The 25,660-nt window shown below is 65.0% G+C and carries 20 protein-coding genes; 15 read left to right on the plus strand and 5 right to left on the minus strand.

The features are described 5' to 3' along the window. Positions 1-140: 140 nt before the first annotated feature. A complete protein-coding gene (locus tag C7402_RS05780) occupies positions 141-1,571 on the minus strand; it encodes a spinster family MFS transporter (RefSeq protein WP_112169427.1) in 1,431 nt (476 codons plus the stop codon). 341 nt (positions 1,572-1,912) lie between these two features. On the opposite strand from C7402_RS05780, the gene C7402_RS05785 reads away from it, so the two are divergent. After that, the gene (locus tag C7402_RS05785) at positions 1,913-3,007 is read left to right on the plus strand and encodes a porin (RefSeq protein ID WP_116609928.1); all 1,095 of its coding nucleotides are present in this window, start codon (positions 1,913-1,915) and stop codon (positions 3,005-3,007) included. Between the two features lie 64 nt (positions 3,008-3,071). Here the strand turns inward: C7402_RS05785 and C7402_RS05790 are convergent, their stop codons facing one another. Further along, on the minus strand, positions 3,072-4,097 hold the full coding sequence (locus tag C7402_RS05790; RefSeq protein ID WP_112169779.1) for a LysR family transcriptional regulator: 1,026 nt from the start codon (positions 4,095-4,097) through the stop codon (positions 3,072-3,074). Further along, positions 4,094-5,086 (minus strand): AraC-like ligand-binding domain-containing protein, encoded by a 993-nt coding sequence (locus tag C7402_RS05795; protein WP_116609929.1) that lies wholly within the window; start codon positions 5,084-5,086, stop codon positions 4,094-4,096. The genes C7402_RS05790 and C7402_RS05795 overlap by 4 nt, the downstream gene beginning before the upstream one ends. 226 nt (positions 5,087-5,312) lie before the next feature. Here C7402_RS05795 and C7402_RS05800 point away from each other — a divergent pair, with 226 nt between their 5' ends. Together C7402_RS05800 and C7402_RS05805 are read left to right on the plus strand one after the other, a co-directional pair. Beyond that, positions 5,313-6,416: an NAD/NADP-dependent octopine/nopaline dehydrogenase family protein gene (locus tag C7402_RS05800; protein ID WP_116609930.1), complete on the plus strand. Its 1,104-nt coding sequence runs from the start codon at positions 5,313-5,315 to the stop codon at positions 6,414-6,416. After that, positions 6,413-7,441 carry a 3-hydroxybutyryl-CoA dehydrogenase gene (locus C7402_RS05805; protein WP_116609931.1) on the plus strand — a complete coding sequence of 343 codons (1,029 nt, stop codon included), beginning with the start codon at positions 6,413-6,415 and terminating at the stop codon, positions 7,439-7,441. Before C7402_RS05800 ends, C7402_RS05805 begins: the two co-directional genes overlap by 4 nt. Positions 7,442-7,635: 194 nt before the next feature. On the opposite strand, the gene C7402_RS05810 is transcribed toward C7402_RS05805, so the two are convergent. Beyond that, complete coding sequence (locus tag C7402_RS05810) at positions 7,636-8,214, minus strand: hypothetical protein (protein WP_116609932.1); 579 nt, start codon at positions 8,212-8,214, stop codon at positions 7,636-7,638. 900 nt (positions 8,215-9,114) lie between these two features. Between C7402_RS05810 and C7402_RS05815 the strand changes: the two genes are divergently transcribed. The 6 genes from C7402_RS05815 to C7402_RS05840 all read left to right on the plus strand — a co-directional run bounded on the left by C7402_RS05815 (position 9,115) and on the right by C7402_RS05840 (position 17,536). Continuing rightward, on the plus strand, positions 9,115-9,672 hold the full coding sequence (locus C7402_RS05815; protein ID WP_244314761.1) for a response regulator transcription factor: 558 nt from the start codon (positions 9,115-9,117) through the stop codon (positions 9,670-9,672). A 406-nt stretch (positions 9,673-10,078) separates the two neighbouring features. Further along, on the plus strand, positions 10,079-11,992 hold the full coding sequence (locus tag C7402_RS05820) for a sensor histidine kinase (RefSeq protein ID WP_116609934.1): 1,914 nt from the start codon (positions 10,079-10,081) through the stop codon (positions 11,990-11,992). 203 nt (positions 11,993-12,195) lie between these two features. Continuing rightward, entirely contained in the window at positions 12,196-12,567 is a 372-nt protein-coding gene (locus C7402_RS05825) for a response regulator (RefSeq protein WP_116609935.1), read from the plus strand. An 81-nt stretch (positions 12,568-12,648) separates the two neighbouring features. After that, positions 12,649-13,797: a transporter substrate-binding domain-containing protein gene (locus C7402_RS05830; RefSeq protein WP_116609936.1), complete on the plus strand. Its 1,149-nt coding sequence runs from the start codon at positions 12,649-12,651 to the stop codon at positions 13,795-13,797. 318 nt (positions 13,798-14,115) lie between these two features. Then, positions 14,116-15,753, plus strand: a complete 1,638-nt coding sequence (locus C7402_RS05835; RefSeq protein WP_116609937.1) for a S53 family peptidase — start codon at positions 14,116-14,118, stop codon at positions 15,751-15,753. Positions 15,754-15,853: 100 nt separating this feature from the next. After that, on the plus strand, positions 15,854-17,536 hold the full coding sequence (locus C7402_RS05840) for a S10 family peptidase (RefSeq protein WP_116609938.1): 1,683 nt from the start codon (positions 15,854-15,856) through the stop codon (positions 17,534-17,536). A gap of 35 nt (positions 17,537-17,571) precedes the next feature. Here C7402_RS05840 and C7402_RS05845 read toward each other — a convergent pair whose 3' ends face one another. After that, the gene (locus C7402_RS05845) at positions 17,572-18,105 is read right to left on the minus strand and encodes a nucleoside 2-deoxyribosyltransferase (protein ID WP_116609939.1); all 534 of its coding nucleotides are present in this window, start codon (positions 18,103-18,105) and stop codon (positions 17,572-17,574) included. A gap of 354 nt (positions 18,106-18,459) precedes the next feature. Between C7402_RS05845 and C7402_RS05850 the strand changes: the two genes are divergently transcribed. From C7402_RS05850 to ugpE, 6 genes are all read left to right on the plus strand, one after another. Further along, positions 18,460-19,767 carry an MFS transporter gene (locus C7402_RS05850; protein ID WP_112169397.1) on the plus strand — a complete coding sequence of 436 codons (1,308 nt, stop codon included), beginning with the start codon at positions 18,460-18,462 and terminating at the stop codon, positions 19,765-19,767. A gap of 215 nt (positions 19,768-19,982) precedes the next feature. Beyond that, positions 19,983-20,891, plus strand: a complete 909-nt coding sequence (locus C7402_RS05855) for a glutamate/aspartate ABC transporter substrate-binding protein (RefSeq protein WP_116609940.1) — start codon at positions 19,983-19,985, stop codon at positions 20,889-20,891. A 165-nt stretch (positions 20,892-21,056) separates the two neighbouring features. Beyond that, entirely contained in the window at positions 21,057-22,298 is a 1,242-nt protein-coding gene (locus C7402_RS05860; protein ID WP_208948892.1) for an NAD(P)/FAD-dependent oxidoreductase, read from the plus strand. Between the two features lie 128 nt (positions 22,299-22,426). Continuing rightward, positions 22,427-23,695, plus strand: a complete 1,269-nt coding sequence (locus C7402_RS05865; protein ID WP_116609942.1) for an autotransporter strand-loop-strand O-heptosyltransferase — start codon at positions 22,427-22,429, stop codon at positions 23,693-23,695. 207 nt (positions 23,696-23,902) lie between these two features. Next, on the plus strand, positions 23,903-24,784 hold the full coding sequence (gene ugpA, locus C7402_RS05870; protein ID WP_116609943.1) for a sn-glycerol-3-phosphate ABC transporter permease UgpA: 882 nt from the start codon (positions 23,903-23,905) through the stop codon (positions 24,782-24,784). Beyond that, positions 24,784-25,629, plus strand: coding sequence for a sn-glycerol-3-phosphate ABC transporter permease UgpE (gene ugpE / locus C7402_RS05875; RefSeq protein ID WP_112169387.1), 846 nt, complete (start codon positions 24,784-24,786; stop codon positions 25,627-25,629). Before ugpA ends, ugpE begins: the two co-directional genes overlap by 1 nt. Positions 25,630-25,660 lie beyond the last annotated feature (31 nt).

The following is a 25,660-nucleotide window of genomic DNA, read 5'->3' on the forward strand; positions in this document are numbered from 1 at the left end:
GATGGAACTGGAACGATCGCGCGCGAGGCGCGAGCGGTTGGACCGAGCATACGGCGGCCCGGTCGATCCGGCAAATCGATAAAAAATGGCCTCCCGGATAAATGCCATTGATAATTTGGCGACGGGAGGCCTGGACTCGATCAGGCGCGCGTGGCGCTCAGCGGCGCTGCCACGGCGCTTTGGGCGTCCACGGCGGCGCTTTCGCCCTGCGACTGCTCGCGCTCGATGCTCAGGCGGAACGGGCGGCAGCCGAACCCCAGCAGCACGGCCGCGAGCAGCGCCGCGACGAGGCTCACGATCGACATGGAGTGGCCGACGGCGAGCGGCGAGCCGAACACCTTGTCGGTCAGCAACGCGACGAGCGTGGTGCCAATGCCAAGACCGATCAGGTTCGAGATGAGCAGGAACACGGCGGAGATTTGCGCGCGCATCTGGTTGGGTGCGAGGGTTTGCATCGCGGCGGTGGAGGTCGGCATCGGGAACGAGGCGAAGAACATCGCGATCACCAGCAGCGTGAGCGAGCCGGCGAGGCTGTCCACCTGGGTGAACGCCGCGGCGGGCAGCAGCATGGCCGCCGCGCCGATGCAGCCCGCGAGCATGGGGCCGTCGGTGCGGCCGCGGCGCAGCAGCCAGTCGTTGAGCCAGCCGCCGCAGAAAACGCCGGTTGTGTTCGCGACGAGCAGGATCGTGCCGAGCGTGTAGCCCGCTTCCACCGGCGACATGCCGAAGCGCCGGATATAGAACGCCGGGGTCCAGCTCATGAGGCAGAACAGCGTCATCGCGTAGAACGAGAAGCCCACGTAGTGGCAGAAAAACGTTTTGCCATGCGAACGAATGAAGCGCGCCGAGTCGGCGAGCGAGACGCGCCGCGCCTGGCCGTTTGCGTCCTGCACGAGGCCTTTGCGCTGCGGATCGCGCACCGTGAGGATAAAGAGGAGACCCACGAGCAAGCCTGGCAGGCCGACGATAAAGAACGTCACCTGCCAGGCATGCACCGAGCCGACAATGGGCAGCGTGACCATCGAAGCCTGCTTGAGCAGCGCGATCACATAGCCGCCGATCAGGAACGCAATGCCGCCGCCAATGAACGAGCCGAGCGAATACACGCCCGCGGCGCGGCCGAGTTTTTCTTTGGGAAAGAAGTCGGCGAGCATCGAATAGGTGCCCGGCGAGAGCGAGGCTTCGCCCACGCCCACGCTCATGCGGGCGAGGAACATGTGCAGGAAATTCTGGCTCACGCCACAGGCGGCCGTGGCGACGCTCCAGAGCGCGATGCCCGTGGCGATGATGCGCGGGCGCGCGTAGCGGTCGGCGAGATACGCGAGCGGGATGCCCATCACCGCGTAGAACAGCGAGAACGCAAAGCCGTGCACGAGGCTGAACTGCGTGTCGGTGAGGTGCAGGTCGCGCTTGATCGGTTCGATCATGAGCGCCAGCACCTGGCGATCGACGAATGAAAAGACATAGGCAAGCATGCAGATCAGCACAACGTACCACTCATACGTGTAACGCCTGGTGCTTTTCTCGCTCGCTGGCGTGGCGCGAGCCGTCCTGCCTGGGGTGGGGTTCATTCCGGTTCTCCGATATGTCGATCGTGTTGTGAGCGCGTGGCCGCGTGCGCCATTCCGTCTCTCGCGAATGGACACAGGTGGACCAGCGTACGCAAACAAATTTCGCAGACATAGGCGCACATTTCCCATGCGTCTGCTCGCAATTACCGACCGGGCTAAAGAAATTACCAGGAGGCGCCTGGAAAATCGTGTATTTACAGGGGCTTGGGCCCGCATGCGCCGCATGGCGCGGTGCTCATGAATTGCATCTATAAGTGATATATGGCCGCTTTGATCGACGTTCCATATTGGCCTTTCTAGACTCGCCCCGATTCTTCATCTTTATCGCGGGGACGAAAAGAATGACCAACTGGAAGTGGTGTATTTCACTCATGGGCATGGCGGCGGCGCCCGCTTTCGCGCAATCGAGCCTCACGCTCTACGGCCGCATCGACACGTCGATCGAATACGCGAATTTCGGGCCTAACCACGTGGTGCGCATGGGCACGGGCAATCTGTTCGCAACGCAATGGGGCTTGAAAGGCGTCGAGGATCTCGGCGGCGGCTATGCCGCGATCTTCAAGCTCGAGAACGGTTTCAACTCCGCCACGGGTGCGATCAGCGGCAACGGTTCGCTTTTTGGCCGCGAGGCCTGGGTCGGATTGACGGGGCCGTTCGGCGGGTTGCAGGCCGGTGAAACCTATACGATCCTGCACACCTCGTTCGTGACCTACAGCTTGCCGGGCTACGGCGCGGGTCTCGCGTGGGGCAATGCGTCGAACAATTTCGTGCAGCCGTGGTTCCTGCGCACGAGCAACACGCTGCGCTACACGTCGCCGCGTGTCGCGGGCTTCTTGCTGCGCGCCGCCGCTTCGCGCGGGGCCAATGGCGCGAGCAATGTGCCTTCCACGCTCGGCGACACCTACGGCGCGGGTATCAACTACGCGAACGGGCCGCTCTCGATCGACGTCGATTACATGCAGCAGAAGTTCAGCACGGCAACGGCCGCCGCGCTTTCGGCGACGAGCCCAACCGGTACCGGCAATTACGCGCTCGGTGCGATCTCCTATGATTTTGGCTTCGTCAAGCCCGCGTTCATTTATTTGCGGCATCGCGGCGGGCCCGACGTGAGTACCGCGGTCGCGAGCGCCTATTCGAACCCGCACAACGACTTCTTCGAATTCAACGCGACCGTGCCCATCGGCAAGGCGTCGCTGCTCGTGAGCTACGGCCACTATCACAAGATCGCGGACAGCGCGGGCAACGCCGACTCGTACGGGCTGCGCCTCGACTATCCGCTCTCGAAGCGCACGGTGCTCTACACGGGCGCGGCCATGGTTCACAACGGCGAGCACGCCGCGTTTTCGATCAATGGCGCGGGCGGCGGCGCCGTGCCGGTCGGCAAGCCGGGCGCCACCGCAAGCTCGATCGTGGCGGGCGTGCTTACGTCGTTCTAAAACGGTGAGATCGCTTTTGCCCGCTGATTCAAGCGCTATTTCACGCGCGGATTCAAGCGCGGGTTCAAGCGATCAGCGCGGGCGGCTTCAGATTGGGCGGGATCGCGAGCCAGCTCTCATAAGGCTCGCGTGTGCCGATGCGGAAAAGCTCCATCAGGAGCGCGCGCAGCCAGCGGTGGCCGGGGTCGGCGTCGAAGCGCCGATGCCAGTACGCGTTGACGGGCCAGGTGGCCGCGTCGGCGATTTCAAAGGCCGCCATCTCCCCGAGCGGAGCGAATGCGCGCGCAACGGTTCTCGGCAGGATCAGCGCATAGTCGCAGCGATACAGAATGGCGGGCACGACCATGAAGTTCGGCACGGCAACGCGCACGCGCGCAGCGAGGCCGTGCTGCTCCAGCAGGGCCGCCGCTTGCGGGTGCGAACTCACGGCGATGAACTGCAACGCCGCCGGCGCCGCGCCGTCCAGCACGAAGTGATCGTCCAGTCCGTGCTGCTCGGCCACGCGGCGCGCCATCATCAGGACGTAGCGCTCCTGGAGCAACTCGCTGCGATGGAAATGCGTGAACGCGTGGGGAAAATGGCCCATGGCGAAGTCCACGCGGCCCGATTCCACGGCCACGTTGAACTGGTTCTCTTCGATATGCAGCGTTTCGATCACGACGCCTGGCGCGCGTTCGTCGAGTTCGCGCATCAAGGTGGGCAGGAACGCGCTTTCCGCGAAATCGCTCATGTGCAGCCGGAAGGTGCGGCGCGACGTGGCGGGCGAGAACTGCGCGCCTTCGTCGAGCACGGCTTGCAGAATGGCGAGCGCGCGATCGATCGAGGCCGCGAGGCGTTGCGCGCGCGGCGTGGGTTCGACACCGCCGCCCGTGCGCACGAAGAGGGCGTCGTGAAACAGGAGGCGCAGGCGGCCCAGCGCATGGCTCACCGAAGGCTGCGTGATGCCAAGGCGCAGCGCCGCGCGGCCAACGTGCTTTTCGGCATACACCGCGTTGAACGTCTTGAGCAGGTTCAGGTCGAGATCCTGCACGCGCAGCGCGTCGGCGGGTTCGTCGCCTGGCGGCGCTGCGTAATCGCCGGAATGGCTCATGAAAGCGCTCGTCGCGCGCCGCATCGTGCGGTGGCCGAAGGCGGATAGCCGTAGCGGCGCGCATACGCTTTCGCGAAGTGGCCGAAGCTGTGCACGCCATGTTCCAGCAGCACGTCGGTCACGCTGCGCTCGGGGTCCGCTTTCAGCGCGCGATGCACGGCTTCGATGCGCCGCTCGCGAATATAGTCGGCGGGGGACTGGTCGAGAAACTGGCTGAAGCCGTTTTGCAGCGTGCGCGGCGAGACGCCCGCCGCTTGCGCGAGCGTGGCGACGGCGAGCGGTTCGCCCAGATGCGCGTCGATATACTCGCGTGCGCGCTTCACATGCGCGGGCAGCGGCGGCTTCGTGCCGCGCGCGAGCGTTTCGCTGTACGAATGCGGCAACTGCGTGAGCAGCAGTGTGGCGAGCCACTGCGTGAGTTCGGGGCCGAGCAGGCTGTCGCGCGCGCTCGCCTCGATCTGCTCGCACAGGCTGCACAAATAGCGCAGCGTGGAATGGAACGCGGCGGCTCCGCTGTGGGTCCGGCCGACTTCGAGGTCGAACACGAGCGGGCGGCGCAGCGAGCTTTGCAGCATGTCGGCGAGCTTGATTTCGAGCGCGGCGCGATCCACGCGCAGCAGCAGGCTGCGGCACGCGGTATCGGTGCTGATGCGGCTCTTGCGCGATGGCGACGACACGCTCAGGCTGCCTGCCGAGAGCGACACGCGCTCGTTGCCCGATTGCAGTTCGGAGCGCCCCGCGAGCGTCGCGCGAAAGAGGTAATGGCCGTCGAGTTCACCCGCGTCGATATGTGTTTCTCGCCCATAGCAGAGTTCCAGCAGGCTCGCACGATGCATCGCGACGCCATACAGCTCGGCGTTCAGCGGCTCGCGGCCTGACACTTCCATGCGGTGCTCGCAAAGCAGCTTGGCCACTTCGCGTTCGACGTCCTCGCGCGCACGCGTTGCGCCGAGCCGGTTGCTGTGTTTGCGGGGAATCGCAATGTCCATCGTTCAATGGCCTCGAAGTGACGGCAGAGCGCCTCGGCGCCTATGATCCGATGGTCAATAAGTCTGCGCAAGAACGGATTCACCCTCATACCAACCTCGTACGCGCCGCGCCGCCCGCATGCTTGCCGCAATTGTGTTGCCGGAGTTGAACAGCGCTTGCGCGTGTTGACGCGCGAGGGAAGGCCCGCGCCTTTACGCTCGACGGTATTGCACATGGAGGCGAACAATGAAGGTCAGCGTACTGGGTGGCGGGCACGGATGCTTTGCGGCGGCGATCGACATGCTCGAAAAGGGCCACGACGTGACATGGTGGCGGCGCGACGCGGCGCAAAGCGCGCGCTTGCGCGCACTGGGCGAGCTGAACGTGAGGGACTGGCGCGGCAAGCGCCGCGTGCCGGTGGGCGACGCGCGCGGCGCGATCCGGCTGGTCGACGATCTCGCCGGCGCGGTGCGCGAGGCGCAACTGATCGTGATTCCGCTGCCCTCTACCACGCACGAATCGCTTGCGGCCCAACTCGCGCCGCATCTCGCGAACGGGCAGGTGGTCTATCTGCCGCCGGGCACGTTCGGCAGCTACGTGTTCGCGAAGGCGATGGCCGACGCCGGCAACCACGCGCGCGTGGCGTTCGCGGAAACGGGCACGCTGCCGTATCTCGTGCGTCGCCACGGCGAGAACGACGTGGTGATCAGCGCGTATGCCACGCGCCTGCCCACGGGCGTATTCCCGGCAGAATCGGCCGAGTGGGCGTTTTCCGTGCTCAAGGAGGGCTACCCGAGCGTCGAGCCTCTGGAGGACGCGTTGAGCGGCGCGCTCATGAATGCCGGTCCGGTGATCCATCCGCCGCTCATCATGATGAACGCGGGGCCGCTGGAGCATTTCGAGTCCTGGGACATTCACAACGAAGGCACCCAGCCGTCGATTCGGCGCGTGACCAATGCGCTGGACGCGGAGCGCGTGGCGGTGCGCGAGGCGCTTGGCTACGGCGCGCCGCATTTTCCGCTGGCCGATCACTACGCGAGCGAAGGCGACGAGTGGATGTATGGACGCGGCGCGCACGGCAAGCTCACGGACAGCGGCGACTGGCGCGAGAAGATCGACTTGAAGACGCATCGCTATATGCTCGAAGACACGCGCCTCGGTCTTTCCTTCATCGTATCGGCCGGGCGCTGGGCCGGTGTGCCGACGCCGGTGGCGCAAGGACTCCTGAGCATTGCGAGCGCGGTGTCGGAGCGCGACTTGTACGGCGAGGGGCGCACGCTGGAAAACCTCGGGCTGGCTACGCTTTCGCGCGAGGCCATGCGCGAACTGCTCACGCGGGGGCTCGCATGACGCAAGACGCCGGCGCAATCAAGCATATCCACGTGCTCGGCGCGGGGCGCATGGGGCAAGGCATCGCCCTGGCGTTCGCGTTCGCGGGACTGCGCGTGACGCTCATCGACTTCAAGGAGCGCGACGCACTTGCGCGCGCGGAATTCGCGGCGGCGGCGCTGGGCGAAATCGGGCGGCACTTGCAGATCCAGGTCGACTTCGGGCGCATCGATGCGCGCCAGGCCGGTGAAGCGCTTGCGCGCGTCGACGTGCTCGATCGCGCGGGCGGGGCGGCGGCACTGACCGCCTGCGAGGTCGTGTTCGAGGCCGTGCCCGAAGTGATGGCGGCCAAGGAGGCGGCGTTTGCGTGGCTATGCGCGCACGTGGGCAGCGGGGCGACGATCGCGTCCACGACATCGACGTTCCTTGTCACCGATCTGCAAAGGATGGTCACGCATGCGCCGCGCCTCGTCAACGCGCACTGGCTCAACCCCGCGCATTTGATGCCGCTCGTGGAGATCAGCCGCAGCGACGCCACCGACGAAGCGGTTGTCGCGCGGCTCAAGGACTTGCTGCGGCGCGTCGGCAAGGTGCCCGTGGAGTGCGCGCCGTCGGCGGGCTACATCGTGCCGCGCCTACAGGCGCTCGTCATGAACGAGGCGGCGCGCATGGTGGAGGAGGGCGTGGCGAGCGCGCAGGACATCGACACAGCCGTGCGCACGGGCTTTGGCCTGCGCTTTTCGGTTCTCGGCTTGCTTGAGTTTATCGACTGGGGCGGTTGCGACATTCTCTATTACGCGTCGCGCTACCTTGCGAAGGAAATCGATGCGCGCTTCGAACCGGCCGCCATCGTCGCCCGCCATATGGAGGAAGGGCGCGACGGCATTCGCGACGGCCAGGGCTTCTACGATTACGCGGACGTCGAGGTGCCCGCCTACGTGAAGCGTCGGCTCGGCGAATTTGGGCGACTGCTGGAGCATCTGGAACTCGCCCCGCGTTATCACTCGGCAAACGAGGCGGCTTGCGAAAGTCCATCCCGGGGATGATTGCCGCCATGCATCGCCGGCCGGTGGTGTGGGCGGACAAAAAAAGAACCCGCACAAGGCGGGTTTCAGAGCTGAGGAGACATGCACAGAGGGCCCGGAGACCACCCTCAACTCCCACTGTAACGCGCACCGTTGCGATGCGCACCTATCAGAACGGACAGGGCGGAGGCGACGGTTGCGGTGTGAGCGTGACGCTACGCGAGAAGCGTGGTCAATCCAACGCAGGCGGTGACGGCGGGCGCCAATGAGCGAAATCTCGCGTTCAGGCTGACAAGCTTGCTTCCGGCCCAGGCGCCCAGCAGTCCCATCAGCACATAGAGCACGACCAGCAGCGCGCTTGTCCAGGGCGCGACGCCCGCGCCATGTCTCGCGAGCATCGCGGAGAAGATCAACAGGTTGTCGGTGCTGACCGAAAGAAATGCCGAAATCATCACACCCATCGAGAGCGTGGGGAGAATGACGGGTTGCGCTTGTGGCTGTGCTTGCGGCTGCGTTTGCGCGGTGCGCCGCTTCGTGCCCTGTGCGAGTTGAACGAGTCCGATCGACAGCGGCACGACCCCGAAATATCTCGAAGGGATCGCCACCGAACTGGCCGCGAGGCCGATAAGCAGGCTTGCCGCAACCACGGCGGCGCCCGTTGCGACGAAAGCCACAAACAGCTTGAATGGCCGCGCGTTTGCGGAGAACGCCAGCATGAGCGCGGCGGAATCCATGTTCGTCGCCGCAAAGGCCGCCAGGGTGGCCGAGACGATTGCAAGCGAAATGTCAGTCACGCGGCGTGTCCGGATGATTCGAGGCGCAATGCAATGTGGAGCCCGAAGGAATCGCTCAGTCTAGCACGAGCGACCCGAGCGCAAATGCGCCGAGCGCGGCCACGGCAATCCCAACCCAGTCAGCGAGATGCCATTTTGGCAGGATCCCCTCGCTATTCGGACTGCTAACGACATGCGTGGCCGAGGATACGGTCCGTGGTCCTGGTGCCGGTCGCTCGTCCATTCCCGCAGGTTTTGCCACGGAAACTCGCCTGGCCGCGTATTGGCCATCTGCGTGCCGTGCGGCGCGAGTTCGTCGCCCCGGACGAACTTCGCGCCCTCCAGGCCGCAGCGAGCGGCGATTTCCGAACGCACATGTTGTGCGCAGGGGCTTCCGCCGGATCGTGATGATTCGAGCCCATGAGGAAGGTCGCCGGGAATGCAGGGCATGGCGGGCAAGGCGGGCAAGGCGGTGCACGCGTCGTCGCTCGCTGCCGGTGCGGGATGGACCATGATCAGTCGGGGCGTGGGTCTGTGTGGGCGCAAACGTCGAGCGAGAGCGGCACACAGGCATGGCGCGCCCGTCAGCCGCTTACCGGCATTCAGTATCGGAGCGGCGATCCGGATTCGCCATCGGTAGACGGGGCAACGATGTTGCCCTCAAGGGCAATCCGCGCCGCTGCCGCGCAATGTTTGCAATCGCGTTCGCGTATTCTCCATTTCATTTGCCGCGCTATTCGCTATGCGCTATGCGCGCTGCGTAGGAAAAGCCGCTTTTTCCTTTGTTTCGGCGCAGTCAGAAAACAGGCTACCCGGGAAATTGCTATAACCCTTTGCATGCGGGTTGACTACCGGAATTGGAGCGAAATTGTGAATAACGATTCGACGAAAATGATTCATGTTGTCGAAGACGATGAATCGATGCGGTTGGCGCTAAAACGGCTCCTTAAATGCGCGGGTTATTCGGTCCGGGACTACGCTTCGGCCGGGGAGTTTCTCGTGAGCGAACCCGAAGAATGGGACGGCTGCCTGCTGGTCGATATGGAGCTCGGCGGCCCGAGCGGTCTGGACCTTCAGCAGGCGCTGCGGCGCCAGCCGCGCACGCTGCCGGTCGTGTTCATGAGCGCGTATAGCGACGTCCCCAGGACCGTGCAGGCCATGAAGGCCGGCGCCGTGGATTTCCTCGTCAAGCCGTTCGAGCGGCAAACCTTGCTGGATGCGCTGGAAGCCGCGCTCCATCAGGGTGTGGAAGAACCGCAAGCGCAACCCGCGCCCACGCGCGGGGTCAAGCTCGGCGATCGCGAGCGCACCGTGTTGAGGGGCATCGTGGCGGGCTTGCGCAACAAGCAGATCGCTGCGGAACTGGGGCTGTCCGAGCGCACGATCAAAAGCTGCCGCGCGGATCTCATGCGCAAGTTCGGCGCGGATTCGCTCGCGGAACTGTTGTGCTGCGCTCAAGGGCTGTCACCGGCGGCGTAGCGCGCGTGCGCGGCCGCCACGACTTGTTCGCAATCGAATCCATGCGCCGCCCGGTTTTGCCTGGCGACGGCGATGTCAGGTGATTTGCATTCGTTTGAATCCGATACGCCGATTTGCGTTCGCAGCATTCATCGAAAGAATCACGATATTCCGCTCATTCTTGTCTGGTGTTTAAAGCGCGCAAGGCAACCCGGCGCACGTACCTTTCTGCTAACCTGATTCCCGCAGCCGGATTGAATTGGCGAAGCGTGAAATCCACGCAGCCGGTGTTTCGCAAATAACCAATATTAGAGACAAAGCGTTGGAGCGATTCGGTCGTGCATTCCGCGTTTGGTCTGAAGAGGAGATACATGCTTTGCTGCGCGCCGAGCCTGGAGACCGATCGACTGCTGTCTGCGGCGATCCGATGCATGGCGTGCTCGCCGTGCTCCGCTACGGGATGGCCGTCGTCATGGCGGCGCTCCTGCTCGTTGCCTCGACGGCCGCGCTAGCGGCGGAGCCGGTGCGCGTGGTGATCCTCACCGGCACCGACCCCATTCAGCCCGCTGCGCTGGTGCAGATCAGAGCGATCAGAAGCCTGCTGGAAACGTCCATGCCGCACGGCGCGGAGGTCTTTCTCGACGCGCTCGACGGCTTTCGTTTCGGCGCAGAGGATCTCACGCCCGAATTCCTCGCGTTGATGAAGAAGAAGTATGCGGATCAGCGTGTCGATCTGGTGGTGGGCATAGGCAACCACGCCGCCGATTTCGCGTTGAAATACCATGCGCAACTCTGGCCCGGCGCGCCCGTACTGCTCACCAGCGTGCCGGAAAAATGGTTCGAACAGAACCCGCTGCCCGCCGGCTTTGCGCGCGTGCCATTTCCCATCGACGTTGCAAAGACGCTGGCCATTGCCGAGGCGCTGCAACCGGACGCCAATCGGCTCGTGGTGGTAGGGGGCACGAGCGACACGGACTATTCGTTCATCGACCGCGTGGTCGAGGCCGCGGCTACGCGCGGCCGCCGGTGGTCGTCGGTCGATATCTGGCGCGGCCTGTCCATCCACGAGATCGAGCAGCGGCTCTCGCAGCTCGATAACCGCTCGGCCGTGGTCTACACGACGATGTATCGCGACCGCGAGGGCCATCGGTTTTTTCCCTATCAACTCGTGCCGGGCATGGTGGCTGCTTCGCGCGCACCGATTTACGCGTGGTATTCGACGTATCTGGATGGCGGCGTGACCGCGGGCGCCATGTATGACTTCGAGGAGAATGGGCGCCTGACCGGGGAGGCGGCGCTGTCGATCCTGCGCAATCGCGGCCGCATGGACGGGCTGACGTTCGCCGCGCTACCCGCGCGCTGCACGGCAAACGTGACGCAACTGGAGCGCTATGGCCTTTCAACGTCGGCGTTGCCGGCCGATTGCCGGTTGATCGATTTTCCACGGTCGATTTTCCGCGAGTACCGCGGCGTGGTGCTGGCCGCGCTGGCGGTGCTGCTCGCCCAGACCGTCACGATCGTCGCCTTGCTGGCGCAGCGCCGCAACCGGCGGCTCGCCGAAGCCGACGCCACCGAGCGGCGCGGCGAGCTCGCGCGCGCCGCGCGTTTTGCGACGGTGGGTGAATTGAGCGCGTCGATCGCGCATGAAGTGGGCCAGCCGCTTGGCGCGATCCTGAGCAATGCGGACGCCGCGGAATTGCTCATCAAGGCCTCGCATGTGGATGGCACGGAACTGGAGGAAATTCTCTCGGACGTGAAGCGCGATGCATTGCGGGCCAACGACGTGGTGCAACGCCTGCGCAGCCTGCTGCAAAAACAGGGCATCGCATTTCAGCCGCAGCCGCTGGACGGCGCGCTGCAATGCGCGCTCAAGCTGATCGCCCCGGAAGCGAAACGGCGCAACATCGGCGTGGAGACGCAATTCGAGGCCGGTGACGCGCAGATCATGGGCGACGCGGTCCAGCTTCAGCAGGTCGTGCTCAATCTCGCGATCAATGCGATGGACGCCATGCACGAAACCGACCCCGCGAGCCGCGTGCTCACGATCGCCACGAAACGCGTCTCGCACGGCGTGGCGTTCGTCGTGGCCGACCGTGGCTGCGGCTTGGGTGGCGTGGGCGTGCGGCGCCTGTTCGAGCCGTTCTATACAACCAAGCCGCATGGCATGGGACTGGGTCTGTCCATTGTCCGCTCGATCGTCGAAGCGCATCACGGGCGCATCGACGTAGCGGCGCGCGACGGTGGCGGAACGGAGTTCACCGTGTGGCTGCCCTGCGCGAGTGCGGGGAGTGAGGAAAATGCGTCCGCGAACGCCGGTGCAACTCAAAGCGCCGCTACCTGAGCTTGCCGCGCGCGGGCGCGATTGGCTATCGGAAGAGTCTTCCGCCCGCAATTTCCGCGAATTGCCCGAAAGGGAAAGGGCGTTGCCCCAAGTCCCTATAGTTGCGCCGCGCGTTCTGGACAACGATGGACAAACGGCGTGTCGCGCGCCTGCCGAGGCGGTGACGCCACTCGACGCTGAATCAATGACTACCTGGGTGGGGCATGGATGGAGAACCACACCTGATCGTGATTATCGAGGACGACAGTGGCTTGCGCAGCGCCATCGAGCGCCTGTGCCGCCTGTCGGGATTCGCTACGCGATCATTTCGAAGTGCTGAGGAACTGGCGGTTTCCGGTTGCGCCTCGTCGGCGCGTTGCCTGATCGTCGACGTTCAGCTTCCAGGTGCATCGGGCCCGGTGTTTTATGAGGCGCTGCGGCAACCACGGCCCCCCGCCGTGTTCATCACCGCTCATGACGAGCCCGCCACGCGGCAGGCCGTCGCGATGACCGGGCAACACGCGCTGCTGACGAAGCCGTTTCTGGGCGCGACATTGCTCGGCGCGGTCAACGAGGCGATGCAGCGAGGCGGCTGAAGGGTGGCCTTCGCGGATATCCATTTCCGGCACGAATCAGATAGCTGAAAACCGACGAGCCCGGCTCCTGGGAGTGATGCGATGAGCAAGTCAGTTCCGTGGCGGCTGTTGTCCGCCGTCGTTGTCTTTGCATTGGTCATCACAGGCGTGAGCGCCCGCGCCGACGAGCCGGCCGTTTCGTCGTCTGCAACAAGCGGCTCGACGCAGCTTGCCCCGCAGTCCGCCCCTCAGTTTCCCCCCTTGCATGTCGCGATTGCCTCCGTCGCGCCTTTCGTGCTGCCGCAAACCACCGTGCCCGAGGGTTTCAGCATCGATATCTGGAACGAGATCGCGCGCCGTATGCATCGCGACTTCGCGTGGTATCCCGTGGCGACGCAGGCTGAATTGCTGCCCGCCGTGCAACACGGCAATGCCGATGTCGCGATAGCGGCGATCACCATGACGCCCGAGCGGGAGCGCGTGGTGGACTTCTCGATTCCCTATTTCGATTCCGGCTTGCAGATCATGGTGCACACGCAGAACGACAATTCGTTCGTGGGCAGCATCGGGGCCGTTCCGTGGCTCGCCATCGCGGAGTTCGTGGGCGTGGCGGCCGCCATTGTTTTTCTGCTCGCCAATCTGGTCTGGTTAATGGAACGCAAGAGCGATCGCAGTTTCCAGAAGCCCTATTGGCGAGCCATCGGGGAGGGCCTATGGGTGACCATGCTCATCATCGCAACCGGCGAGCACGGCGAACGCGACGCGCCGGGTGTATGGAAACGTGTGCTCGTGCCGACGATGTGGCTGATCGGCGTCGTGCTGATCGCCCAGTTGACGGCCACGGTGACGTCCTCGCAAACCGTGGCGCGGCTCCAGTCGAACATACGCGGGCCGGACGACCTGCCGGGTAAAACGATCGGCACCGTGCCGGGAACGACGGCCGCCGACTACCTCGCCGGGCGCGGCCTGCCGTTCGTGAGCCTGAACAATGCCAACGAGGGATTCCGGCTGCTCATGCAGGGCAACGTGCAAGCGATCGTCTACGACGCGCCAACGCTTCAGTACTGGGCGCCACGGCTCGGTCAAGATAACGTGAGCGTAGTCGGGCCGATTTTCCGGCCGGAGAAGTACGGCATTGCCCTGCCGGGCGGCAGTCAGGTGCGAAAGTCGATTAACGAGGCGCTGCTGGCCATGTATGACGACGGCACTTACGAGCAGATCTATAGAAAATGGTTTGCGTCGAGCAAATAGGCGCGGAAATATTTGCAGACATTGCGAGGTGGATAGCCAATCTTCGATGTAAGGCGAAAGGCAGGGAACCATGCGAAGCTATGGTTTCGCGATTGCCATCGATCTGGAGATCTGGAAGCGGCGGGCACGCGGCATGCTCACACTGCCTCGTTTGCGTACACGCCGCACGGCAAGCCTGCCGGATAACGATGCGTCGTGAATCAGAAGTGATCTGAATGGCATGCCGTGCCGGTTGGCACGCGGAACTCCGGTAATTCGCCGTGTGTCCGAATGCCAGAATCCAGACGCTGGCACGCGGTACATCGAGGAGAACCGGCCATGACCAGGCAACAACCCGTGGCAGGCAGTGACCATCCGACGCCCGCGGGCGCGCAATGCGTCGGCGCGTGCGACCCGGCGGAGCATTTCGACATCGTGCTGATCCTGCGCCGCCAGGCATTGGCCGAATTTCACGACCTGGTGGACAAACTCGCCGCGAACGATCCTGCGGCGCAGCCACTTTCGCGCGAGGAATACGAGCGCCGCTTCGGCGCCTCCGCCGAGGACATCAAGCGCGTCGCGCAGTTCGCGAGCGCGCACGGGCTCACGGTGGTTCACGCCGATGCCGCCGCACGCCGCGTGGTGCTATCGGGCACGGTGCAGCAATACAACGCCGCATTCGGCGTCGCCCTGCAACGCTTCGAGCATCAGGTCGGCAAATCCACGTTTCACTTTCGCCAGCCCAGCGGGCCCGTGCATCTGCCGGATGACATGCACGAGGTCGTCACCGCCGTGGTGGGGCTCGACAATCGCGCGAAGGCGCGGCCGCACTTTCGCATCAACCCCACTACCACGGCCCTGACGCCGGAAACATCGCCGGCGGCGGGCGGCGCGCCGATCCACCCGCCCATTCGCGCGGCGCGCGCCGTGAGTCATTCGTTCACGCCTTTGCAGCTTGCGCAGCTTTACGACTTTCCGGCGGGCGACGGCAGCGGCCAGTGCATCGCGCTCGTGGAGATGGGCGGCGGCTACGACACGGCGGACCTCACGGCCTATTTCAACGAACTGGGAGTGGGCGCGCCGCGCGTGGAGGCGGTGTCCGTCGATCAGGCGACGAACGCGCCGAGCGGCGACCCGAACGGCCCGGACGGCGAAGTCACACTCGACGTGGAGATCGCGGGCGCGCTCGCGCCGGCCGCGCTGATTGCGGTGTATTTCGCGCCGAACAGCGAAGCGGGCTTCGTGGACGCCGTGAGCGCCGCGCTGCACGACAGCCAGCGCAAGCCGTCGGTCATTTCGATCAGTTGGGGCGCGCCCGAATCCGCGTGGTCACAGCAAACGCTCGGCGCGCTTAACGACGCGATGCAAACGGCCGTTGCGCTCGGCGTGACGGTGTGCGCGGCTTCGGGCGACAGCGGCTCGTCGGACGGCGTGGGCGACGGCGCCGATCATGTCGACTTTCCGGCGTCGAGTCCGTACGCGCTTGGCTGCGGCGGCACGCATATCACAGCGTCGAATGGGCACATCACGCACGAGACGGTTTGGGGCAACGGCGAAGACGGCGCGACGGGCGGCGGCGTGAGCGCGACGTTCGCGTTGCCGGCCTGGCAAAAGGGGCTGCGCGTCGTGCGCGGCAGCGGCGGCGCAGGCGCGCTGGTGCGGCGCGGCGTGCCCGATGTGTCCGCCGACGCCGATCCGGCCACGGGCTACGTGGTGCGCGTGGGCGGCGCGGACACGGTGGTGGGCGGCACCAGCGCCGTCGCGCCGTTGTGGGCCGCGCTGATCGCGCGCATCAACGCCGCGCGCGGCAAGCCCGTGGGATTCGCGAACGCGAAGCTCTACGCGCAGCCCGGTGCCTTCAACGACGTGACGAGCGGCAGCAACGGCGACTTCTCGGCCGGGCCCGGCTGGGACGCGTGCACGGGCCTCGGCACGCCGGTAGGCAGCAAGGTGGCGGCGGTGCTCGGCTCGGCGTAGGATGAGCCGGCGCCCTGGCATTGCCGGGCGCCATGCGGGTTGCATGCGAAGTCGCACTCACGGTCTACATCGCGAACCGCCTCTCCACGGAGGAGACGAAATGAACGACGAGGCGCAGTCCAAAGGCAAAGGCAAAGGCAACGGCAAGGCTCACGGGGCCGGTCCCGCGAGCGGCAACGGCAAACACCGCACACCGGCCGACCAGCCGTGCTTCGATCCCACCGCTTACGGCAACGGTCCCGACGACTTCGTCACCGACATGACGGAGAACGCCGCCATCACGCATCACGCCATCCAGATCGGCAAGGAAGCGATTGCCTATACGGCGACGGCGGGCCATCTCGTGACCGTCGATCCGAGCAGTTCGCAGCCCGACGCGAAGATTTTCTACGTCGCGTTCACCAAGGACGGCGTGCAGGCGCAGGACCGTCCCGTCACGTTCTTCTACAACGGCGGCCCCGGTTCTTCTTCGGTGTTCGTGCTGCTCGGCTCGTTCGCGCCCAAGCGCATCAAGACGTCGATGCCGGGCTTCACGCCGCCCGCGCCGTATGCGCTCGAAGACAACCCGGACAGCTTGCTCGACAAGAGCGACCTCGTGTTCATCAATCCGGTGGGAACCGGCTATTCGGCCGCGATTGCGCCGCATCACAACCGCGACTTCTGGGGTGTGGATCAGGACGCCGATTCGCTCAAGCAGTTCATCAAGCGCTACCTCACCGCGAACGATCGCTGGAATTCGCCGAAGTTTCTTTACGGCGAGTCGTATGGCACCGCGCGCAGTTGCGTGCTCGCGTACCGTCTGCACGAAGACGGCGTGGACCTGAACGGCGTCACGTTACAGTCGTCGATACTCGATTACACGCAAAGCGGCAACCCGGTGGGCGCGCTGCCCACGGCCGCCGCCGACGCGTGGTATCACAAGCGCCTGGGCGTGAAGCCCGCGCCGAAGGACTTGCAGACGTTCGCCGCGCAGGTCGCGCAGTTCGCGCGCACCGGCTATTTGCAGGCGCTCTCGAAATTCCCCAATCCGAAGGACAAGGCGATTGCGGCCGCGCTCAAGACGCTTTCGCAATACACGGGCATCGACACGCAAACGCTGGAGTCGTGGAACCTCGACATCGCCGCGTACGACAGCCGCGGCAATTCGCTTTTTCTCACGACGCTCCTGAAGGACAAGGGCATGGCGCTCGGTTCGTACGACGGCCGCGTGACCGCCATCGACACGGGCATCGCCGGCAACATCGACCCGAACTCGGGCGGCAACGATCCCACCATGACGGCGGTGAGCGGCGTATATACGGCCATGTGGAACAGCTATCTGAACGAGCAGCTCAAGTTCCGCACGAATTCGTCGTTCACGGACCTCAACGACCAGGCGTTCAAGAACTGGAACTTCAGCCATATCGATCCGACCGGCGCGCAGAAGGGCGTCGACGCGCACGGCAATATCGTGCTCTACACGGCGGGCGACCTCGCGGCGGTGATGGCGCTCAATCCCGATTTGCGCGTGCTTTCCGCGAACGGCTTTTACGACTTCGTCACGCCGTTCTATCAGACCGTGATCGACTTGCAGAAAATGCCACTCGACAATCAGAAGGTGCGCAACAATCTGAGCGCACGCTTCTATCCCTCGGGGCACATGGTGTATCTCGACGCGGGTTCGCGCACGGCGCTCAAGGCCGATCTCACGAAGCTCTACCAGGGCGTGGTGGCCGACCGGCCCGCGGTGGCGCGCATTCGCGCGCTACAGCGCATGAGCACGATGAGCACCATGCATCATTGATCTCCCGCTGAGTTCTCCTGGCGGCGGCGCACGCGCTACTGCGTGCGCCCCTGCGCCATGGCTTCGAGGCAGGCACGCGCGTCGCCCTGCACGAGCCGCGCCGCGCACGCGATCATCAGGTTCTTGCCGAGACCGAAATCCTCCACCAGATAGCCACGTTCGCAAACGCGCCCCGGCGGCCCCTGCGGATCGGGTACGGACGGCACGCGCTCGATGAGCGTGCCCGCGTCGGACGTATAGGCCCAGATCTCCTTGCCGAGCGCGGCCGCGTAGCCGATTTCGAAGGCGGTGCCCGAGTCGGGTTCGCCGGGGCCGCGAAAGTCGTTCACATTCGCCATCACGATGTCGGCGGCGCGGATCGCATCGACATTGGCGCGATAGATCCATGCAGCCGCGCGCGGGCCGTCGAGGTTGGCGGGCACTTCGGCGTCGAGCGGGTACACGCCCTCGAAGCCGTATTCCGCGCACGTGGCGACAAGGCGTGCACCGTATTCGTGCGCGTCGCGCCGGAACACGTCGAAGCCGGCGAGATACACGCGTGGACGGCGGGGCAGCAGGGTGGAATTCATGGCGCGCGGATCTCCATGCGGGGTCGTTTTCCGGTCGGTTCGACGATTCTAGCGCCCCGCCTCAGGCCGGCGCGCTTTCGTGCATCGTCCGGGTGCACGCGGACCGGTTTCCAGAGAGGTTGATCGAACCGGCTTACAAATAGTTGACAACAATTGTTGTATCTGGCTACGATCACGCACTTTGCCTGTCTCGTGCGGCGCTGTGCGCAGCTCAGGGCGGGCGATTTGTTGCGGGCGCAACGTAATGGGTGATGGGAGCTAATGGGGCGGGACCCTATGCGCAGCCCGGCTACGTGCGTCTGTTTTCTCCCGCCTTTGCCTGCGCGGCATCGGCTTTGCACCATGTTGGAGACCATGAATACGATCGCCGGTGGCCAGTCGAAGGCCGCATTGCATACTCTTGAGACGCGCGCCTATTCGAAGGCCACGTTGCGTCTGTTGCCGTTTCTTTTTATCTGCTACGTCGCCGCGTACCTCGACCGCGTGAACGTCGGCTTCGCCAAGCTGCAAATGCTGAGCGACCTGCAATTCAGCGAAACCATTTATGGTCTCGGCGCAGGTATTTTCTTCATCGGGTACTTTTTCTTCGAAGTCCCAAGCAATATTCTCATGCACCGGGTCGGCGCGCGCCGGTGGATCGCGCGCATCATGCTCACGTGGGCCGTGCTCTCCGCCGCCACGCTGTTCGTGAAAACGCCCACGCAGTTCTACATCGTGCGTTTCCTGCTGGGCGTGGCCGAGGCGGGCTTCTTCCCCGGCATCGTGCTTTACCTCACGTACTGGTTTCCGGCCGCGCGCCGCAGCCGCATGAACGCGCTCTTCATGATCGGCATTCCGATCGCGGGCGTGCTGGGCGGGCCGCTTTCGGGCTGGATTCTCGCGGCCTTCAACGGCACGCACGGTTTGGCGGGCTGGCAGTGGCTCTTTCTGATCGAAGCCGTGCCTTCGTTCGTGCTGGGCGTGGTCACGCTGTTCTATCTGCCCAACGGCATTCGCACGGCGAAGTGGCTCTCGGCCGAAGAGAAGGCTGTGCTCGAACACAACATCGCGCAGGACCAGGCGGGCAAGGGCCATGCGTCGATTGGCTCGGTGTTCACCAACGGCCGCGTGTGGCTCATGGCCGTGATCTACTTCTGCTGCATGATGGGCCTGTACGGCATCAGCTTCTATCTGCCCACGCTCATCAAGGCGAGCGGCGTGAAGAACGCGCTCGACGTGGGCCTGCTCACGGCCATTCCGTACGCGTGCGCCGTGTTCAGCATGTTGTTCGTGGCGAAGAGCGCCGACCGCACGGGCGAGCGCCGCTGGCACTTCGCGATCGCCTCGCTCGCTTCGGCCGTGGGCCTGTATTTCAGCACCGTGTTCGCTCACAACGTGCCGCTCGCCATGCTCGCGCTTTCGGTGGGCGCGGCGGGCATGCTCGCCACGATGCCCGTGTTCTGGACCTGGCCGAGCGCGATTCTTGCGGGCGGCTCGGCCGCCGCGGCTATCGGCATGATCAACTCGGTCGGCAACCTCGCGGGCTTCGTGAGCCCTTCGATCATCGGCTGGATGAAGGACATGACGCAAAGCACGAACGCGGGCATGTACTGCGTGTCGGCCGCGATGGTGCTGGGCGCGGTGCTTGCGCTGATGCAGCCGAAAAAGCTTGTCAATGGCTGATCGCGCGTGATGTGATGGCGCTTCAGCACTAACAAAAAGCAGCGGCTATGTCCGCTGCTTTTTTCGTTGTCGGCTTAACATATCGGCCAAACGCCTGGTATTTCCCGCATGTTGCGCGATGTTCGATTCTGGCCGCAAATGGATGTTTCATGCGAACGCATCAAGCGGACGTTTCAGGCGCGCCAAACCCACGAGATGACGAAGAGAACCGAGCCATGAACCGACTGAAGTTGCTGGCGCTGGCCTGCCTGGCCGTCACGCCCTGCCTTGCGCTGATGCAGCCCGCGGCGGCCCAGGTCGCGCAGCCCACGCTCGAAAAGATTCGCTCTGCGAATATTATCGCCATCGGCTATCGCGAGACCTCGGTGCCGTTTTCGTACGTGGTGGGCGACAACAAGGTGATCGGCTTTTCGCAGGACATCTGCGACAAGGTGATCGAGGCCGTGAAGGCGAAAACGAATCGTCCCAACCTGCAAGTGCGCTTCATTCCGGTCACTTCGCAAAACCGCATTCCGCTCGTGCAAAACGGCACGGTGGACCTGGAGTGCGGCGTGACGACCAACCTGAAGGCGCGCCAGGCCCAGGTGACGTTCTCCAATACGTTCTTCATCGCGACCACGCGCCTGCTCACGCGCAAGGACTCGGGCATTCACGATTTCCCCGATCTGGCCGGCAAGACCGTGCTCACCAACCAGGGCACGACCTCCGAGCGCATCCTGCGGCGCATGAATATCGACAAGCAGATGAACATGCGCATCATCAGCGCAAGGGACTATGGAGAAGGGCGCGCGACACTCGAATCGGGCCGCGCGGTGGCCTACATGATGGACGACGTGCTGCTCGCGGGCACGCGTTCGCTCACGGCGAATCCTTCCGAATGGACCATCGTGGGCACGCCGCAGTCGTCCGAAGCGTATGGATTCATGATGCGCAATAACGACCCGGAATTCCGCCAACTCGTGAACAACGCGATGGCGGGCATCATGAAAAGCGGCGAAATCGACGCGCTCTACACGAAGTGGTTCGAAAAGCCGGTGCCGCCCAAGGGCGCGAATTTCCAGTTTCCGATGAGCGAAGCACTGCGCGCGCTCTATGCCGCGCCGAACGACCGCGCCTTCGACTGAGCGTGGCCCGCGTGCCCGAACCGTGAGATCATCTCGTTCCTGAGGCGCCGGGCGGCGCGGCGGGCTCATGGGCGCGGCGGTCGAAATCGCGCGTATGGGCGGCGACCGCCTGTGCGCGCCATGAATCCATTGACGTGTAAAAGCGCAAGACAAGCGGGAGCGGACATGCAAGAAGATGGCAGCACGGTGGTGATCGTCGGGGCAGGGCACGCGGGCGGCAACGCCGCGGCGCTGTTGCGGCAGTATGGGTTCGGTGGCCGCGTCGTGCTGGTCGGCGAGGAGCCGGTGCCCCCGTATCACCGGCCGCCGCTCAGCAAGGCCTATTTGAAGGGCGAGGCCGATGTCGAGCGCCTGTGGTTGAAGCCGCGCGCGTTCTACGACGAGCAACGCATCGAACTGAAGCTCGGCGCGAGCGCGCAGTCGCTCGACCGCGCAAGCCGCACGCTCACGCTTGCCGACGGCAGCCAGGTGCAATACGACAAGCTGATTCTCGCCACGGGCTCCACGCCGCGCGCGTTGACGGTGCCGGGCCACGATCTCGCGGGCGTGATCGCGCTGCGCTCGCTCGCCGACGCGGACGTCTTGCGCGAGCGCGTGCAGCCGGGCGAGGAGCTCGTGGTGATCGGCGCCGGTTATATCGGCCTCGAAGCGGCCGCGGCGGCGCGCCAGCTCGGCCACGACGTCACGGTGCTCGAAGCCGCGCCGCGCGTGCTCGGCCGCGTGACGGGCGAGACGGTTTCCACGTTCTATACGAACGAGCATCGCGCGCAGGGCGTCGATCTGCGCCTGAACGCGAAGATCGAGGCGCTTGTGGGCGAGGGCGGCAAGCTCACCGGCGTGCAGCTCGCGGGCGGCGAGATCGTGCCCGCCACGCTCGCGCTGGTCGGCATCGGCATCCTGCCGAACGAGGCGCTCGCGAAGGCGGCGGGCATCACGTGCGTCAACGGCATTCAGGTGGACGACGACGCGCGCACGAGCGACCCGGATGTCTTCGCCATTGGCGACTGCGCGCACCGGCCGCTGTCGCACTATGGCCGCTCGGGGCGGCTGGAGAGCGTGCACAACGCAGTGGAGCAGGCGAAGCTGGCGGCCGCCGCGATCGTCGGCAAGCCGCGCCCCGTGTGCGATGCGCCCTGGTTCTGGTCCGATCAGTACGATCTCAAGCTTCAGACCGTGGGCCTGCTCGAAGGCTACGACGGGGCGATCGTGCGCGGCGACCCGGCCGCGCGCCGCTTCGCCGTGTATTACCTCAAGGACCGCGTGCTGCTCGCGGTGGACGCGGTCAATTCGATGCCCGATTTCCTGTGCGGCAAGAAGCTCGTGGGCAAGGGCGTGCCGCTCGACCTCGACGCGCTGCGCGATCCGGCCACCGACATGGGCAAATTCGCGGCCGCGGCGCTCGCTTGAGCGGGGAAGGCGGGGCGCTGACGCCCCCGCTATACGCCCCCGCTATTTTTGCGATCGGGATAATCTGCGCGCCGGACTGGCGCACGACGTTTGCGCCGGATGAACCATCCCCGCATCCCGATCGCCCGATGAAACCCTCTGTCACGCCCTCCTTGACCGGCTCGCCGGCTTCGTCCGCCTCGCCGGGCAGGCAGCGCGGCCTCCAGGCCAGCGCTTTCGCGCAACCCGGCGCGCCCGCGCTGGCGGGGCCGGAGGGCATCCGCTACGACTTCAACTACGGCTGCCGCGTGCAGGTGCCGCAAGACGGCTGGCGCGTGCGCATGCACGACCTCGACACGGCCAACGTGCTGTTCGACGAGGTGCTGGGCGCGGGCGAGATCGCCACGAGCCGCCGCAAATACTACGTCCGCTTCCGGCTGGAAGTATTCGACGGACCGCGCCGCGTTTTTTCGCATTCTTTCGATGCAGCCGGGCGTCGCGTGCGCGTGGTGGTGGGATCGGGCGCGATTGGCGACGCGATGGCCTGGATGCCGGCCTTCGAAGCCTTTCGCGAGCAGCACGGCTGTGATTTGACCGTGCAGATGGCGGCCTCGCTGCACGCGCTGTTCGAGGCGGGCTATCCCCGCATCGCATTCGCGGCGCCCGCCGAAGCCGCCGCTGACGTTGACGCTGACGTGCCGCTGCCGCTTTACGCGACCTACCGCGTGGGCGCGTACCGCCCGCTCTCCGATCGCGACCATCAGCCCACCGACCTGCGCGTGAGCAGCCTTCAGGACTTTGCCTCGTACATGCTGGGCGTGCCGGCGCTGGAGCGCCGCCCGCGCATCGTGGTGGCCGATCGGACGCGCACGATTGCGCAGCCCTACGTGTGCATCGCAACGCAAGCCTCGGCGCAGTGCAAATACTGGAACAACCCGCAAGGCTGGCCGGCGCTGGTGGCGCATCTGAAGGCGCGCGGCTACCGCGTGCTGTGCATCGACCGCGACCGCGAATTCGGCGCACCCGGCGCTACGAACGTCATGCCCGAGGGTGCCGAGGACTTCACCGGCGCGCGCCCGTTGCAGGAGCGCGCGAGCCTGCTCGCCCACGCCGACTTTTTCGTGGGGCTGGGCAGCGGCCTGTCGTGGCTCGCATGGGCCGTGGGCGCGCCGGTCGTGCTGATCAGCGGCTTTTCGCATCCGAAAGCGGAGTTCCAGACGCCGTGGCGCGTGATCAATTTTCACGCCTGCAATAGCTGCTACAACGACACGCGCCACGAGTTCGACGACAGCGACTTCGGCTGGTGCCCGCGCCACGCGGGCGACGCCTTCCGCTACCAGTGCACGAAGGCGATCACGGCCGAGCATGTGACCCGCGTGGTGGACCGGCTCATCGCCGCGCACGGCCAGCGTCATTGAAGCCCGCGGCGAAGCGCACGCCGCAGGGAATCGGGACGAGTAACCTCTCGAACCCGGTCTCGAACCCGGTCTCGAACCGCAGCGTCATCAGTCTCGGCTAGAATGCGAACGCGGCGCCGTCCACGAGACGGCTCAATTCGATAGAGCCAGCCGCGCCACCCGGCGTTCGCATCAAGACGAGCGCCGTGACTCGAGGAGAGTGACGCAATGGAACAACGCTCCCGCTTTGGGGCGAGCCTGCTGCCTTATCTGCTCGTCGGCCCGCAACTCGCGGTGACCGTGATCTTCTTCCTATGGCCCGCCGGGGTGGCGCTGTTGCAGTCCACCCAGGCCGAAGATGCCTTCGGCACGTCGTCCGTGTTCGTCGGCCTCGCCAACTTCACGCGGCTCGCCCGCGACCCGCTCTATCTGGACTCGGTCAAGACCACGCTCGTTTTCACCGCGCTCGTGACGTTCGGCGGCCTCGCCATCTCGCTGCTGCTCGCGGCCATGGCGCACCACGTGACGCGCGGCAAGCGCTTCTATCAAACGTTTCTCATCTGGCCGTATGCGGTCGCGCCCGTCATTGCGGCCGTGCTGTGGGGCTTTCTGTTCAACCCGAGCATAGGCCTCGTGACTTACGCGCTCGCGCGCTTCGGCGTGGTCTGGAATCACGCGCTCAATCCCGGCCAGGCCATGACGCTCGTCGTGATCGCCTCGGTATGGCAGCAGATCAGCTACAACTTTCTGTTCTTTTACGCCGGGCTTCAGTCGATTCCGCAGTCGCTGTTCGAAGCCGCCGCCATCGACGGCGCGGGGCCCGTGCGGCGCTTTTTCGGCATCGCGTTTCCGCTGCTGTCGCCCACGAGCTTCTTTCTGCTCGTGGTGAACGTGGTCTATGCGCTGTTCGACACCTTCCCCGTGATCGACGCCGCGACCGGCGGCGGCCCTGGCCAGGCCACGCGCACGCTCGTCTACAAGATCTTCGACGAAGGCTTTCGCGGCCTCGACATCGGCAGCTCGGGCGCGCAGTCGGTCGTGCTGATGCTGATCGTCACCGCGCTCACGATCTTCCAGTTCCGCTTCATCGAGCGACGGGTGCAGTACTGATGGTCGAGAACCGCAAATACTTCAACCTGTTCTGCCACGTCATGCTGCTGCTCGGCGTGGCGGTGGTGGCCTTTCCCGTGTACGTGGCGTTTTGCGCGGCCACGATGAACGAGAAGGAAGTCTTCACGGTGCCGCTCTCGCTCGTGCCGGGCACGCACCTCTTCGCCAACATGGCCACCGTGTGGCACGCGGGCACGGGCAGCGCCGCGAGCCCGTTCAGCACGATGCTGATGAACAGCGTGATCACGGCGCTGGTGATTTCGGTGGGCAAGATCGCCATCTCCATCATCTCGGCCTATGCGATCGTGTTCTTCCGCTTTCCGTTCCGGCGCTTCGCGTTCTGGCTGATCTTCGTGACGCTCATGCTGCCCGTGGAAGTGCGCATCTTCCCGACCGTGCAGGTCGCGGCCACGCTGCACCTCACCAACACGTATGCGGGCCTCACGCTGCCGCTCATCGCCTCGGCCACGGCCACGTTCCTGTTCCGCCAGTTCTTCCTCACATTGCCCAACGAGCTGATCGAGGCGGCGCGCATCGACGGCGCGGGGCCGCTGCGGTTCTTCTGGGACGTCGTGTTGCCGCTTTCGAAGACCAACATCGCTTCGCTGTTCGTCATCACGTTCATCTACGGCTGGAACCAGTATTTGTGGCCGATTCTCATGTCGAGCACGGCCTCGATGACCACGGCCGTGGTCGGCATCAAGAGCATGATTTCGAGCGGCGACGCCGCCACGCAATGGCATCTCGTGATGTGCGCGACGATGATCGCCATGCTGCCGCCGCTCGTGGTGGTGCTGGCCATGCAGCGCTGGTTCGTGCGCGGGCTCGTGGATGTGGAAAAGTGAAGATGGATGCGCGCGCAACGATGATCGATAC

This window comes from Paraburkholderia unamae, assembly GCF_003096875.1.
GTDB lineage: Bacteria > Pseudomonadota > Gammaproteobacteria > Burkholderiales > Burkholderiaceae > Paraburkholderia > Paraburkholderia unamae.